This window comes from Pseudomonas sp. microsymbiont 2 (genome assembly GCF_054788395.1).
This window is the reverse complement of the sequence record NZ_CM139112.1, coordinates 979946-993581: the sequence shown is the minus strand read 5'-3', so window position 1 is coordinate 993581 and position 13636 is coordinate 979946. Positions and strand designations below refer to the sequence as shown.

At 66.1% G+C, this 13636-nt stretch carries 14 protein-coding genes; 8 read left to right on the top strand and 6 right to left on the bottom strand.

All coding sequences use genetic code 11. The annotated features are described in order from the left end of the window. The first annotated feature begins 134 nt into the window (after positions 1 to 134). The 5 genes from ACYUME_RS04550 (at position 135) to ACYUME_RS04530 (ending at position 4903) form a co-directional block, all read left to right on the top strand. Entirely contained in the window at positions 135 to 629 is a 495-nt protein-coding gene (locus tag ACYUME_RS04550) for a sigma-70 family RNA polymerase sigma factor (RefSeq protein ID WP_460418177.1), read from the top strand. Continuing rightward, positions 626 to 1549, top strand: coding sequence for a FecR domain-containing protein (locus tag ACYUME_RS04545; RefSeq protein WP_460418176.1), 924 nt, complete (start codon positions 626 to 628; stop codon positions 1547 to 1549). The genes ACYUME_RS04550 and ACYUME_RS04545 overlap by 4 nt, the downstream gene beginning before the upstream one ends. Positions 1550 to 1657: 108 nt before the next feature. Further along, positions 1658 to 3970 carry a TonB-dependent Fe(3+) dicitrate receptor FecA gene (gene fecA / locus ACYUME_RS04540; RefSeq protein WP_460418175.1) on the top strand — a complete coding sequence of 771 codons (2313 nt, stop codon included), beginning with the start codon at positions 1658 to 1660 and terminating at the stop codon, positions 3968 to 3970. 177 nt (positions 3971 to 4147) lie between these two features. Next, a complete protein-coding gene (locus ACYUME_RS04535; RefSeq protein WP_279882913.1) occupies positions 4148 to 4495 on the top strand; it encodes an HPF/RaiA family ribosome-associated protein in 348 nt (115 codons plus the stop codon). A 120-nt stretch (positions 4496 to 4615) separates the two neighbouring features. Continuing rightward, positions 4616 to 4903 carry a DUF3509 domain-containing protein gene (locus ACYUME_RS04530; RefSeq protein WP_279882911.1) on the top strand — a complete coding sequence of 96 codons (288 nt, stop codon included), beginning with the start codon at positions 4616 to 4618 and terminating at the stop codon, positions 4901 to 4903. A gap of 3 nt (positions 4904 to 4906) precedes the next feature. Here the strand turns inward: ACYUME_RS04530 and ACYUME_RS04525 are convergent, their stop codons facing one another. Further along, complete coding sequence (locus tag ACYUME_RS04525; protein WP_279882909.1) at positions 4907 to 5377, bottom strand: phosphate-starvation-inducible protein PsiE; 471 nt, start codon at positions 5375 to 5377, stop codon at positions 4907 to 4909. 245 nt (positions 5378 to 5622) lie between these two features. Between ACYUME_RS04525 and ACYUME_RS04520 the strand changes: the two genes are divergently transcribed. Further along, the gene (locus ACYUME_RS04520) at positions 5623 to 5886 is read left to right on the top strand and encodes a YebG family protein (RefSeq protein ID WP_460418174.1); all 264 of its coding nucleotides are present in this window, start codon (positions 5623 to 5625) and stop codon (positions 5884 to 5886) included. A gap of 57 nt (positions 5887 to 5943) precedes the next feature. Here ACYUME_RS04520 and ACYUME_RS04515 read toward each other — a convergent pair whose 3' ends face one another. Continuing rightward, positions 5944 to 6963, bottom strand: a complete 1020-nt coding sequence (locus tag ACYUME_RS04515) for a Leu/Phe/Val dehydrogenase (protein WP_279882905.1) — start codon at positions 6961 to 6963, stop codon at positions 5944 to 5946. A 123-nt stretch (positions 6964 to 7086) separates the two neighbouring features. On the opposite strand from ACYUME_RS04515, the gene ACYUME_RS04510 reads away from it, so the two are divergent. Further along, entirely contained in the window at positions 7087 to 7893 is an 807-nt protein-coding gene (locus tag ACYUME_RS04510; protein ID WP_279882902.1) for a SirB1 family protein, read from the top strand. On the opposite strand, the gene ACYUME_RS04505 is transcribed toward ACYUME_RS04510, so the two are convergent. From ACYUME_RS04505 to hmgA, 4 genes are all read right to left on the bottom strand, one after another. Continuing rightward, positions 7882 to 9231 (bottom strand): MFS transporter, encoded by a 1350-nt coding sequence (locus tag ACYUME_RS04505; protein WP_279882901.1) that lies wholly within the window; start codon positions 9229 to 9231, stop codon positions 7882 to 7884. The genes ACYUME_RS04510 and ACYUME_RS04505 overlap by 12 nt on opposite strands. 184 nt (positions 9232 to 9415) lie before the next feature. Then, on the bottom strand, positions 9416 to 10045 hold the full coding sequence (maiA, locus tag ACYUME_RS04500; RefSeq protein WP_460418173.1) for a maleylacetoacetate isomerase: 630 nt from the start codon (positions 10043 to 10045) through the stop codon (positions 9416 to 9418). Positions 10046 to 10055: 10 nt separating this feature from the next. Continuing rightward, entirely contained in the window at positions 10056 to 11348 is a 1293-nt protein-coding gene (gene fahA / locus ACYUME_RS04495) for a fumarylacetoacetase (RefSeq protein ID WP_460418172.1), read from the bottom strand. A 3-nt stretch (positions 11349 to 11351) separates the two neighbouring features. Beyond that, a complete protein-coding gene (hmgA, locus tag ACYUME_RS04490) occupies positions 11352 to 12653 on the bottom strand; it encodes a homogentisate 1,2-dioxygenase (protein WP_460418171.1) in 1302 nt (433 codons plus the stop codon). 192 nt (positions 12654 to 12845) lie between these two features. On the opposite strand from hmgA, the gene ACYUME_RS04485 reads away from it, so the two are divergent. Continuing rightward, the gene (locus ACYUME_RS04485) at positions 12846 to 13628 is read left to right on the top strand and encodes an IclR family transcriptional regulator (RefSeq protein WP_460418170.1); all 783 of its coding nucleotides are present in this window, start codon (positions 12846 to 12848) and stop codon (positions 13626 to 13628) included. The last annotated feature ends 8 nt before the right edge of the window (positions 13629 to 13636 follow it).

The window sequence follows — 13636 nt, the reverse complement described above, 5'->3', positions numbered from 1 at the left end:
AGACGAGTTGCCAGGCTGAACCATCGCGCCGTGAACGCCCGGATATCGGCATCGATTGCCGAACGCCGGACGGATGAATACAATGCGAACAATTCTTACTTCCAGTTGCGCCACCTGGCGCCGGAGTCGCATCGGTGCCCAGCGCCCTCTCTTCCACCGTCGAAGGCCTCTACATCGCCCATCACAGCTGGCTGACCGGTTGGCTGCGGCGGCGCCTGGGCTGCCCGCAAAGCGCCGCCGATCTGGCCCAGGACACCTATGTGCGCCTGCTCCAGGCGCGCGAAGCACCGCAACTGGTCGAACCCCGCGCCTTCCTCACCACCGTGGCCAAGCGCGTGCTGTGCAACCACTTCCGCCGCCTGGAACTGGAGCGCGCCTACCTTGAGGCCCTGGCACAACTCCCCGAGCAAGTGGCGCCCAGCGAAGAGCAGAAGGCGATCATCTTCGACACCCTGCTCGAGCTCGACCGTCTGCTCGATGGCCTGCCGCCGCTGGTCAAGCGCGCCTTCCTGCTGGCCCAGGTCGATGGCCTGGGCCAGGGCGAGATCGCCCGTGAGCTGGACATCTCGCTGACGACGGTCAAGCGCTACCTGCACAAGGCAGCCCTGCGCTGCTACTTCGCCCTGTGAACAGCGCGTTCGCCCCACATATCGCCGAGCAGGCGGTGCATTGGCTGATCGAATCGCAGAGCGCCGGCTTCGACCAGCAGCAGGCCCTGGAACGCTGGTTGCTGGCCGACAGCGAGCACCAGCGGGCCTGGGCGCATATCCAGCAGGTCAACCAACGTCTGCGCGGGGTGGCCTCGCCCGTGGTTCATGCGACCCTCGAGGCACCGCCCTCCCCGGCCCGGCGCCGAGCGCTCAAGGCACTGCTGCTGGCAGGGCTGGCCAGCGCCACCGGGCTGGGCCTGCACGGGCACAATCCAGTGCCGGGGCTGCTGGCCGACTACCGCAGCCCGGTGGGACAACGGCGGCATCTGGCGCTCGATGACGGCAGCCAACTGCACCTGAACACCCGCAGCGCCGCCGATGTGCGCTTCGACAGCGAACAACGCCGGGTGCGGCTGCTGGAGGGCGAGCTGCTGCTGGAGGTGAACAGCGACCCGCGACCGTTGCGCCTGCACACGGCCCAGGGCGAGCTGCGCCTGGACAGCGGTCGCTTCGACGTACGCCAGTTCGACGGTTTCAGCCTGGTGTCGGTATTCAGCGGCAGTGCCAGCGTGGCGGGCACGGCGTTGCTGGCCGGCCACCAGGCGCGCTTCGCCGCGGATGGCTGGCAGGCGGTCGCGCCGCTGGACCCGAACCGCGGGGCCTGGGTCGACGGCATGCTGGTGGTGTCGCAGATGCGCCTGACGGACTTTCTCGCCGAACTGTCGCGCTACCGGCTCGGGCAGCTCGGTTGCAGCGAACGGGTGGCCGACCTGCGGATTTCCGGCTCGTATCCGTTGCAGGACGGCGAACGCATCCTGGACATGCTGGAGGTGGCATTGCCCGTCCGGGTACGGCGCTTCACCCGCTACTGGGTCAGCGTGGAAGCCGCCACCGGCTGAGCCGCCGCCGACCGGGGCGCGATCAATTTTTTTTCATCCACCTGAGCCATTTCCCGAACCTCGCGTGACAGAGAAAGCAGAACCCTCTCGTCACAGGACCTTCGCCACATGCCCCTGCGCCCCAGCCCCCTCGCCTACGCCCTGATCCTCGCCGCGCCGTTCGCCCTGGCCGGCGAATCCCGCGATTACCACATCACCTCCGGCACCCTGGAACAGGCCCTGACCCAGTTCGGCCGCGAAAGCGGCGCGCTGATCTCGTTCAGCCCGGCACTGACCCAAGGCCTGAACAGCCCTGGCCTTGAGGGCCAGTACGAGGTCGGCCAAGGCCTCGACACGCTGTTGCGCGGCAGCGGCCTGCAGGCGCGCCGGGAGACCGACAACGCCTACAGCCTGCAACCGGTGCAGGCCACCGGCCAGGAAGCGGCCGTGGAGCTGGGCGCCTCGACCGTGGTCGGCGACTGGCTGGCCGACGCGCGCCAGGACAACGTCTTCGAACACCCCGGCGCCCGCGACGTGGTGCGCCGCGAGGAGTTCGAACGCAGCGGCGCCAGCAGCGCCCGCGAAGTGCTCAACCGCATCCCCGGCGTCAACGCCCCGGAGAACAACGGCACCGGCAGCCACGACTTGGCGCTGAACTTCGGCATTCGCGGGCTCAACCCGCGCCTGGCGTCGCGCTCCACCGTGCTGATGGACGGCATCCCGGTGCCCTTCGCGCCCTACGGCCAGCCGCAGCTGTCGCTGGCGCCGATCAGCCTGGGCAACATGGACGCGGTGGACGTGGTGCGCGGTGGCGGCGCGGTGCGCTACGGCCCGCAGAACGTCGGCGGCATCGTCAACTTCGTGACCCGCGCCATTCCCGAGCAAGCGACGTTCAAGGCGGCGATGCAGAACCAGGTCAGCCCGTCGTCCAGCCACGATGGCTTCAAGAACAGCGCCAACCTGCTGGTCGGCGGCACCAACGCCAACGGCCTGGGCGGCGCGCTGCTCTACTCCGGCACGCGTGGCGGCGACTGGCGCGAGCACAGCGACACGCAGATCGACGACCTGATGCTCAAGGGCAAGCTGCAGCTCGACGAGGCCAACAGCCTGCACGCCATGGCCCAGTACTACGAGGGCGAGGCGCAGATGCCCGGTGGCCTGAGCAGCGCCGACTTCGACGCCGATCCGTACCAGTCGACCCGCCTCAAGGACAAGTTCTGGGGCCGCCGCACGCTGTTCAACTTCGGCTACGACTACAAGCAGGACGACCGCCAGTTCAGCGTCAACAGCTTCTTCACCAAGACCCTGCGCAGCGGTTACCTCGACCAGGGCAGCTTCGTCTCGCTGTCACCGCGCGAATACTGGGTGCGCGGCATCGAGACCCGCCTCTCCCAAGGCGTCGCCCTGGGCGACAGCTGGCACGAACTGGGCATCGGCTACCGCTACGTCAACGAAGCTGGCCACGAACTGCGCTACCGCGAGCCGAGCAACGCCAACCGCCTGCCAAGCAGCGCCAGCCGCAACGACCGCGATACCCGTGGCGGCACCGAAGCCCACGCGATCTACCTGGACGATCGCATCGACATCGGGCGCTGGACCATCACCCCGGGCATCCGCTACGAAATGATCGATTCCGAGCAGAGCAACAAGCTCAGCGGCCAGCGCTACCAGGGCAGCTACAACACCGCGCTGCCGGCGCTCAACGTGATGTACCACCTGACCGACAACTGGAACCTCTACGCCAACACCGAAGGCTCGTTCGGCAGCGTGCAGTACAGCCAGATGCCCAACCGGGTCAGCAGCGGCGAGGTGAAACCGGAGAAGGCACGCACCTGGGAAGTCGGCACGCGCTACGACAATGGCGACCTGCAGGCGGAAATCGGCGCATTTCTGATCAACTTCGACAACCAGTACGAAAGCAACCAGACCAACGACTCGGTGATCGCCCGCGGCGAAACCCGCCACCAGGGCATCGAGACCAGCCTGCGCTACGCCCTCGACGGCCTCAGCCCGGCGCTGGCCGGGTTCGACGTGCACGCCGGCTACGCCTTCGTCGACGCCAGCATTCGCGAAGACGGGCCGAACAAGGGCAACCAGGTACCGTTCTCGTCCCGCCACAAAGGCACGCTTGGCGTGGGCTACACCCAGGGCCCGTGGCAGTTGAACCTGGACAGCAGCTTCCAGAGCAGCCAGTACGCCGACAACGCCAACACCAGCCGCGAGAGCGCCGACGGCAGCACCGGGCGCATCCCCGGCTACATGCTGGTCAGCACCCGCGCCGGCTACGACTTCGGGCCTACGCTTTCGAACCTCAAGGTGGCGGTGGGGGTGAAGAACCTGTTCAACCGCGAGTACTACACCCGCTCGTTCGACGACAACAACAAGGGCAAGTACGTGGGCGAACCCCGTACTCTATACCTGCAGACCTCGGTCGAGTTCTGACCGACGACAAGAAAAGCCCGGCCAGCGCCGGGCTTTTTGCAACAGGAAATTTTTCTTCGAAAGGGGGTTGAATTCATTGCGCGGATGCCTGACCTTAGAGTCAAGAGGCGCAAAAAACCCAACGTCCTCAGTGACCTGGGCGCGCCTTCTGCGAGCAAGCTGAATAAGGATTGAATCATGCAAATCCAGGTCAACAGCAGCAACCAGATCGAAGGCAACGTCCGCTTGAACGAGTGGGTCCGCAGCACGCTGCACAGTAGCCTCGAACGCTTCGAGGACGACCTCACCCGCATCGAAGTCCACTTGCGCGACGACAACGGCGCCAAGCCCGGACCGCACGACAAACGCTGCCAGATGGAGGCTCGCCCAAAAGGCCACCAACCGATTTCCGTGACCCACACCGCCGCATCGCTGGATCAAGCCGTCGATGGCGCCGCCAGCAAGCTCAATCACGCACTGGAACACTTCTACGGCAAGCTGCGCAGCAAGCGTGGCGCCCTGGAAGTGAGCGATCCAGAAGCCTGACGCTCGAACGAAAACGCCCGGCCTTGCGCCGGGCGTTTTCACTTGTGCCGATCAACGGGCCTGAACCAAACGTGCCCCGCCCCGGTCAACCTCTGCAGCCATTCATTGCAGAGCCCGACCATGAGCAACCCCTTCGATCGCATCAGCGCCGCCTTCGCGCCGGAGTACCGGGTCAACCTGAGCATCGAGCGCCTGGATGGCAGCATCATGCTGACCCTTTCCGATGACAGCGGCGTGGTCGCCAAGCGCCTGATCAGTCAGGCCCAGCGCAACGACCCGGTGCGCCTGCAGCGGGTCATCGACAGCATCCGCCTGGGTCTGGCCATCGAGCTCGGCCAGAATCCATTGCAAGTGCTCGCCGCGCTCACCCGTAGCCATCACCTGCCGGCGAGCACCCTGGCCAACTGAAGGCTACTTGCCCTCGTCCACTTCCTTGCCGTTGGCATCGAGCACCCGGGTCGAGGGGTAGCGGTACGACGCGTAGCGCACCACGAGGATGGCGAACGCCAGCAGCAGGATGCCGCCGCACAGGTACAACAGGCCGACATCCGGCGCCTTGTGGTGCGATACGTCGCCGATCAGCAGGCGCGTCAGCGCGGTGATCGCCACGTACAGCAGGAAGCGGATGGGCATGTGGTTGGTCTTGAAGTAGATCCCCACCATCGCCCCCAGCTCCAGGTAGATGAACAGCAGCAGGATGTCATCGACGCTGACCCCACCCTTGCTCAGCATGTCCAGGAACGTCACTACCGCCGCATAGGCGGTGATCGCGCCAATGCCGAACAGCGCCAGGTAGTGGAATGCCTCCACGCACAGGTTGCCCAGCGAGTCGGCGGAGCCGTGCAGGCCCTTGCGCAGTCTGTCTGCCCATTTGATGTTCACGATGTTCGATTCCCCGATACGACCTTAAGGATGGTGCGTCACGCCTGTGACAGCTGTGCCATGCAGTTAACGGGCCTTGGCCCTTGTCTTGGAAGGCGGTCGATTGCCGCAGGGCACCTGTGGGCTACGCTGTTTTTCTGCGCACAAGGCCATCATCGAGCTTGCAGGTCGGTGGCGCGCCCATGCACTGTATAAAAATACAGTTAACCAGCAACCCAACCAGCAAAAAGGCATAGAGGTGATGAATGGCCGTCGAAGTGGTGTACCGCAGCAGCCGCGACCCGGAGCGCTTGTTCATGGATAAGGCCGAAGCAGACCGTCACGACAAGATGCTCGAACTGGCCGAGCGCCTGGCCGAGGTGCTGCACAAGGCGGTGCCGTCACTGAGCGAGCAGCAGGTCGAGGAAGCCGGCATCTACATGGCCAAGCATCGCGATGTGTTCGCCCGGGCGTTCAAGAACCAACCCGATGCGCTGGCCGAACTGCTCGAAGCTGGCCAAGTCGAGTAGTCTCGGCGCTGGTACCTGTGGGAGCGGGCTTGCCCGCGAAGGGGCCGACACCCATCTTCAGCCGTACAGCAGCCGCTCCGCCAGCATCTGCGCGACCCGCGCCGGCGATCGCTTCTCCGCCTGGGCATGGGCGAACACATCGGTCAGCCTTGTCGGAATCCGCGCCAGGTGCGCGGTGATGGTGCCCAGGTCCTCGCCTCGATGCTTGAGCACCACGTAGATCAGCCCACCAGCGTTGATCACATAGTCCGGCGCATACAGAATCCCCCGGGTTTCCAGCTGATCGGCCACCTGCAAAGTGGTCAGCTGGTTGTTGGCCGAACCGGCCACCGCCGCGCAACGCAACTGCATCACGCTCTGACCGGTGAGCACCGGCCCCACCCCGCAGGGCGCGAAGATATCGCACGGCGTGCTGATCAACGCATCGTTGGCCACCGGATGAGCGCCGAACTGCTCCACCGCCAGCCGCACCTTTCCCGGGTCCAGATCACTGACCAACAGCTCGGCGCCCGCCGCATGCAGCTGTTCGGCCAACGCATACCCCACATTGCCCAGCCCTTGCACCGCCACCCGCAAGCCTTCCAGGTTGTCGCTGCCCAGGCGTGCCATGGAGGTGGCGCGAATACCGGCGAACACGCCCATGGCCGCGTGGGGTGAGGGGTCGCCCGAGGCCGTGGTGCTGGTGACATGGGGAGTGGATTGGGCAATGCAATCCATGTCCAGGGTTGACGTGCCGCTGTCCACGGCAGTGATGAAACGCCCCTGCAGCGTGTCGACGAAGCGACCGAAGGCCTCGAACAGCGCGGCGCGGTTTTCCACATGTGGGTTGCGCACGATCACTGCCTTGCCGCCGCCCATCGGCAGCCCCGCCAGGGCGGCCTTGTAGCTCATGCCCTGGGCCAGGTGGATGGCATCGGTCATGGCGCTTTCGTCATCGGCATAGGGCAGATAGCGGCAACCGCCAATTGCCGGCCCCAGCTGCTCGCTGTGGATCACCACCACGGCCTTCAGGCCGGTGGGCGGGTCGATGAACAGGTGCAGCGACTGAGTACGGGTGCTTTGCATGAGCGCGAACATCGACGGGCTCCCCCGAGAGGTGCTCCTACCAGTATAGGCAGGTCAAGGCCCGACACTACGCGGGCGGACCACTGGACGAAAACCTGCGCCAGGGCTACAAGTTAAGCGTGATGGAGAGGTCCCATGAACCCACGCCAAGCCTGCCTGGCCTGCCTGGAGCGCGAGCCGGTCGCCCTGCTGGAAGCCACTCTGTGGATCGCCGTCGAGCATGATCGCACGGTCGAGCCCGCGACCTGCCTTGCCCGACTGCAGGAGTTGCAGCGGGAAGTCAGCACCTGCCTGCCGATGCTGCCCGTCAATGAATTGGCCCAGCCCCTGCTGCGTCAACTCAATGCGTTGGGTTTCCAACAGGACGAGTATCACCCGCTGCGGCCACAGGCGGCGCTGATGGACAAGGTGCTGCAACGCCGCCGTGGCCAGCCACTGCTGCTGGCCATCCTCGCCCTGGAGCTGGCCCGGCGCCTGTCGATCCCGCTCGAAGGGGTCAACTTTCCCGGACATTTCCTGCTGCGCGTGCCTGGCGCCGATCATCTGCTCGACCCTTGTGGTGGCCGTCGACTCTACCCCAACGACTGCCGGGAACTGCTCGCCCGTCAGTTCGGCCCCCAGGCCACGCTGAGCGCCGAACACCTGCGCGGCGCCTCGCCGATGCAGATGCTCCAGCGTTTGTCGCGCAACCTGCGCCAGCTGCACGGCAGCAACGACAACGACCTCGCCGCGCTGATCGATGCCGAGCGGGTGATGCAACTGGGCCCGGCTCAGGTCGGCGACTACCTGGCCCGAGCCACGCTGTACCAGCACCTGGACTGCCCCCAGGCCGAGCGCTTCGACCTGGAGCATGCCCTGCTGCTCAGCGACGACCCTGTGCAACGCCTGAAGCTCAGCGAGCGCCTCGGCCAGTTGCCCAGCGACAAACGCTCAATCCATTGACACCTGCGCCTTGGCCAGCGGCTCCCGCGGCCGTGGCACACGTACCTGGCTGATCAGCAGCGCGCCCAGCAATGCCGGGATGGCGCAGAAGAAGAAAATCTGTTCCACCGGCATATGCAGGGTCAACAGCAGGCTGCCCAGCAACGGTCCCAGGATCGAACCGAAGCGCCCGACGCCCAGTGCCCAGCCGGTGCCGGTGGCACGTACCTGGGCCGGATAGAAATTACTGACGAAGGCATTGAGTGTCAGCTGCCCACCGATGATGCAGAAGCCCGCCGCGAACACACTGGGCACCAGCCAACGCGGGTCGTCATGGTTCAGGCCCACCAGCACGCTGAACAATGCCGCGCCCAGCAGCACGCAGGCCAACAGGTAGGCCTTGTTCTTCATGCGGTCGGCGCACCAGGCCAGGCACACCGCGCCGAAGGTGCCGGCAAACAGGAACAGCGAGGTGACCAGGTTGGCCTGGTTCAACGCCAGCCCGCTTTCCTGCAACAGCGAAGGCAGCCAGCTGATCATGAAGTACAGCAGGATCAGGCTGACGAAGAAGGTGCTCCACAACAGCAGGGTCGGCCGGGCAAAGCCCTCACGGAACAGGGCCGCCACGGTGAACTTGCTGTTGCCGGGTTCATCCGCCGCAAACTGGGCGGTCGGCACCTGCCAGCCGGGCAGCAGGCGGGCAGTTACCCGTTGCAGCCGCGCATAGGGCGGGTCGTCGCGCAGCAGGCGCGGCAGCGATTCGGGCAGGAACAGCGCCAGGAACGGAAACAGCAGCAGCGGCGCCACGCCACCGGCGAGGAACACCGCCTGCCAGCCGTAGTGATCGATGAAACCTGCGGCGACGAAGCCACCTGCCGCCCCACCCAGGGAGAAGCCGCAGGCCGCCAGGGTCACCATCAGCGTGCGCAGGCGTGGCGGCGCATAGTCGGCCATCAGCGCCATGGCGCTGGGCATGGCGCCGCCCATGCCGATGCCGCACAGAAAGCGCGCCAGCATCAGGCTGTCGAGCGAGGAGGCAAACACCATCAGCACCGTCAGGCTGGCGTACAACAGCACGCAACACAGCAGCACGCGGCGCACGCCGAAGCGGTCGGCCAGCGGAGTCACCACCAGCGACCCCACCGTCAGCCCCAGCAGGTTGGCACTGAACACCGGCCCGAAGGCTGCCTTTTCCAACCCCCAGTCCTGCGCCAGGGCGGGGATCACATAGCCCAACACCTGGGCGTCGTAACCATCGGTGACCAACAGCAGGATCAACAGCAGCAGCAGGCGCCACTGGTAGGGTGACACCGGGCGCGCGTCGAGCGCCGCGCGAAAGCTGGCTATCTGGTTGTGCATCGCAAGGTACCTGTCTTTTGTTGTTATGCCATGGGTCGCGATGGTCGTTGCAGGAGCTTGCTCCTGCGGGCTGCAGCAGTACCTGTGGGAGCGGGTTTACCCGCGAAAGCGTCGGTGGCCTCACCCTTGCATTCGCGGGTAAACCCGCTCCCACAGTGTCCCAGCCAACACAATGAGCTTGTGGTCAGTCGGGGGTGTCGGGCTGCCTCGCCGGGTGGGCCTTCTGGAAGGCCGGGTGCTGCTCGGCCAAGGCGGCCACGCGGCGAATGCGCGGGTAGCCACCGAGGTCGATGTTGAAGCGCTCGGCCGCGTACAACTGCGGGATCAGGTAGACGTCGGCCAGCCCCGGCACAGTGCCGAAACAGAAGCCGTCATCACCGATCAGCTGCTCGATCGCCGCCAGCCCCTGGCTGATCCAGTGGCCAATCCACTGGTTGACCTGGGCCTCGTCATGACCCAATTGGCGCAGCTGGTTGAGCACGCTGACGTTGTGCAACGGATGGATATCGCAACCAATGATCGCCGCCACGCCGCGCACCTTGGCCCGGGCTTCGTGCGCCCGGGGCAGCAGTGGTGTTTCCGGGAAGGCTTCCTCCAGGTACTCGATGATCGCCGGCGACTGCACCAGCAGCTCGCCGCTCTCCAGGCGCAGCGCTGGCACCCGGCCCTGGGGGTTGAGCGCCAGGTAGTCCGCGCCACGCTGCTCGCCCTTGAGCAGGTTCACAGGCTCGGCCTGATAGTCCAGGCCCTTGAGCGCCAGGGCAATGCGCACCCGATACGACGAGGTGGAGCGGTAGTAGCTGAACAGTTCCATCGCCTGCCCCTCAGTTGGCCGCGACGATGGTGCCGCGGCACTCGCCGAAGCCGATGCTGGCCACGCCATCGCGCACGCAACGGGCGCGCAGGATGATCTCGTCGCCGTCCTCGAGGAACTTGCGCACCTCGCCGCTGGCCAGCTCCACCGGGTGCTTGCCGCCCTCGGTGATCTCCAGCAGGCTGCCGAACGAGCCCGGCGCGGCGCCCGACAGGGTGCCCGAACCGAACAGGTCGCCCGGTTGCAGCTGGCAACCGTTGACGCTGTGGTGGGCGACCATCTGCGCCACGGTCCAGTACATGCTGCGGGTGTTGCTCAGGGTCAGGCGATGGGCCGGCAGGTTCTGCTCGCGCATGCGCGCGGTCAGCAGCAGCACTTCCAGTTCGATGTCGAAGGCGCCACCGGCCTGGTCGCGCTTGTCCAGCAGGTACGGCAACGGCTGCGGATCGCCTTCCGGACGGGCCGGCTGGGCGCAGCGGAACGGCTCCAGGGCCTCGGCGGTGACTACCCAGGGCGAGACGGTGGTGATGAAGCTCTTGGACAGGAACGGACCCAGCGGCTGGTATTCCCAGGCCTGGATATCCCGTGCCGACCAGTCGTTGAGCAGGCAGAAGCCGGCCACGTGCTCGGCGGCGTCGCCCACCGGGATCGACTGGCCCATCTCGTTGCCCTGGCCGATCCAGATGCCCAGTTCCAGTTCATAGTCCAGGCGCGCGCAGGGGCCGAAGTTCGGCTCGCTCTGGCCCGCCGGCAGGGTCTGGCCCTTGGGGCGGCGCACATCGGTACCGGACGGGCGAATGGTCGAGGCGCGGCCGTGGTAGCCGATCGGCACATGCTTGTAGTTGGGCAGCAGCGGGTTGTCCGGGCGGAACAGCTTGCCGACGTTCTTGGCGTGCTCGATGCCCACGTAGAAGTCGGTGTAGTCACCGATCTTCGCCGGCAGGTGCAGTTGGCACTCGCTGGCCGGGTACAGGGCGGCCTTCAGCGCGGCCTGGTGCTCGCTGCCCTCGCCCAGCAGTACTAGCAGGCGCTCGCGCAGGGCGACGCGGGCCGAACGGCCAAGGGCGAAGAAGGCATTCAGCGCGCCACCGACGGTGGCCTCGACGGCAGCCTTGGCCGCACCATCGAACAGCCCGGCGGCCAGCACGGCCTCGAGATCGAGGATCGCGTCGCCGATGGCCACGCCGCAACGTGGCGCCTGCCCTGGACGGCTGAAGATGCCCAGGGGCAGGTTCTGCAGCGGGAAGTCGCGGTGCCCGTTGGCGTGCTCGACCCAGCTACGGGCAATGGCGGTGTGGTTCATCGGTTATCTCCGGTTCGGGTTGAAGGTGCTCGGCAAGGTGGCCCAGCAACTATCGTAGTCGGCCTGCAACTGCGGGCTTTCGAGGGCCTGGCGGCTCGGACGCAGCACCTGGCTGGTCTCGAACATGAAGGCCATGGTGTTGTCGATCTTGTGCGGCGCCAGGTCCGCCGTGATGGCCTTGTCGCAGGTTTCGGCATCCGGGCCGTGGGCGCTCATCACCCCGTGCAGCGAGGCGCCGCCGGGCAGGAAGCCTTCGGCCTTGGCGTCGTAGGCGCCGTGGATCAGGCCCATGAACTCGTTCATCAGGTTGCGGTGGAACCATGGCGGACGGAAAGTGTTCTCGGCCACCATCCAGCGTGGCGGGAAGATCACGAAGTCCATGTTGGCCAAGCCATGCACGCTGGTGGGCGAAGTGAGCACGGTGAAGATCGACGGGTCGGGGTGGTCGAAGCTGACCGTGCCGATGGTGTTGAAGCGGCGCAGGTCGTATTTGTACGGCACGTTGCTGCCATGCCAGGCGACCACGTCCAATGGCGAATGTTGCAGCTCGCAGGCCCAGTGCTCGCCCAGGAACTTCTGCACCAGTTGCACCGGGCCGGTGGCCTCTTCGTAATGCGCCACCGGGGTGAGGAAGTCACGCGGGTTGGCCAGGCCGTTGCTGCCGATCGGGCCGAGGTCCGGAATGCGCAGCGGCGCGCCGTGGTTCTCGGCGATATAGCCCCGTGCCTGGGCATCGAGCAGCTCGACGCGGAACTTCATGCCACGCGGGATCACCGCGATTTCCAGAGGTTCCACTTGCAGCACGCCCAGCTCGGTGGCGATACGCAGGCGACCTTGCTCAGGCACCAGCAGCAATTCGCCGTCGGCGTTGAAGAACACCCGCTCCATCGAGCGGTTGGCGCGGTAGATGTAGATGCTCACGCCGGCCGGTTTCTCCGAGGCCGCGTTGGCTACCATCGGCAGCCAGCCTTCGATGAAGTCGGTGGGCTCGGCGGGAATCGGTTGCGGGCTCCAGCGCAGGCGATTGGGATTGATCGGCCCCAACGCGCCGTTCAGCGGCTGGCGCTCCAGGCGCTCGAAGCGCGGATGCAGCGCCGACGGGCGGATACGGTACAGCCAGGTACGACGCAGTTCGCTGCGGGTCATGGTGAACGCGGTCCCCGACAGCAGCTCGGCGTACAGCCCATAGGGGGCCTTCTGCGGCGAGTTCTGCCCGACCGGCAGGGCGCCGGGCAAGGCTTCGCTGGCGAATTCGTTGCCGAAACCGCTCAGGTACTGGAGTTCGGGTGAGGTGTCGCGGGTCATCTCGGTGCCTCCGGGCTGCTGGGAGCCGTTGCGGGCAGCTGGCTGCGGGCCCGATCCTGAAACCGGCACCAAGGGCGGCAGCGCGTCTGCATTGTTTTTATCGTAATCAGATTACGAATAACGTAATTTGCTCCTGCGCAGGCGTCAAGCTATAAAGGCGCCACCCCGGAAAATCCGCATAAGAAGTCCCCCATGGCCAAAGCCAGCAGCAGCGCCGACAACGGCAAACAGAAGGTCCGCTCGGCGGAAGTCGGCACCGATATCCTCAAGGCCCTCGCCGAGCTCTCACCGTCTACCTCGCTGTCGCGCCTGGCCGAGCATGTGCAGATGCCGGCGAGCAAGGTGCATCGTTACCTGCAGGCGCTGATCGCCAGCGGCTTCGCCGAGCAGGACCCGGCCACCAACCATTACGGCCTGGGCCGCGAGGCGCTGCGGGTGGGCATGGCGGCGCTGGGCAGCATCGATGTGTTGAAGGTTGCCGCCCTGCCGCTGTCGCAGTTGCGCGACGAGCTCAACGAAAGCTGCTTCATCGCCGTATGGGGCAACCAAGGGGCGACGGTGGTGAGCATCGAGCCGGCGGTGCGCGCGGTGACGGTGGTGACTCAGATCGGCTCGGTGCTGCCGCTGCTCAGCTCGTCCACAGGGCTGGTGTTCGCCGCGCACCTGCCGGAGCGGGAAATCGCCGAGCTACGTGACCGGGAGCTGGCCGCGCTAGGCCAGCCCGCGGACGCCTACGCCCCACTGCTGACGCAGATCCGCCAGCGTGGCCTGCATCATGTCCATGGTCTGCTGATGCCGGGGGTGGATGCGCTGTCGGCCCCGGTGTTCAACGCCATGGGGCAAATCGCCGCGGTGATGACCGTGGTCGGGCCGACGTCGATCTTCCATGCCGATGAACAGGGGCCCGCGGCGCAGAGCCTGCTGGCCGCCGCCCAGGCGACCAGCAGGCGAATGGGGCATGAGGTCGTTGCTTGATCAGCTCA

Coding starts and splice junctions, on each gene's coding strand:
- fecA (WP_460418175.1), top strand. CDS start 1,658: ATGCCCCTGCGCCCCAGCCCCCTCGCCTACGCCCTGATCCTCGCCGCG.
- ACYUME_RS04535 (WP_279882913.1), top strand. CDS start 4,148: ATGCAAATCCAGGTCAACAGCAGCAACCAGATCGAAGGCAACGTCCGC.
- ACYUME_RS04530 (WP_279882911.1), top strand. CDS start 4,616: ATGAGCAACCCCTTCGATCGCATCAGCGCCGCCTTCGCGCCGGAGTAC.
- ACYUME_RS04520 (WP_460418174.1), top strand. CDS start 5,623: ATGGCCGTCGAAGTGGTGTACCGCAGCAGCCGCGACCCGGAGCGCTTG.
- ACYUME_RS04515 (WP_279882905.1), bottom strand. CDS start 6,963: ATGTTCGCGCTCATGCAAAGCACCCGTACTCAGTCGCTGCACCTGTTC.
- ACYUME_RS04510 (WP_279882902.1), top strand. CDS start 7,087: ATGAACCCACGCCAAGCCTGCCTGGCCTGCCTGGAGCGCGAGCCGGTC.
- ACYUME_RS04505 (WP_279882901.1), bottom strand. CDS start 9,231: ATGCACAACCAGATAGCCAGCTTTCGCGCGGCGCTCGACGCGCGCCCG.
- maiA (WP_460418173.1), bottom strand. CDS start 10,045: ATGGAACTGTTCAGCTACTACCGCTCCACCTCGTCGTATCGGGTGCGC.
- fahA (WP_460418172.1), bottom strand. CDS start 11,348: ATGAACCACACCGCCATTGCCCGTAGCTGGGTCGAGCACGCCAACGGG.
- hmgA (WP_460418171.1), bottom strand. CDS start 12,653: ATGACCCGCGACACCTCACCCGAACTCCAGTACCTGAGCGGTTTCGGC.
- ACYUME_RS04485 (WP_460418170.1), top strand. CDS start 12,846: ATGGCCAAAGCCAGCAGCAGCGCCGACAACGGCAAACAGAAGGTCCGC.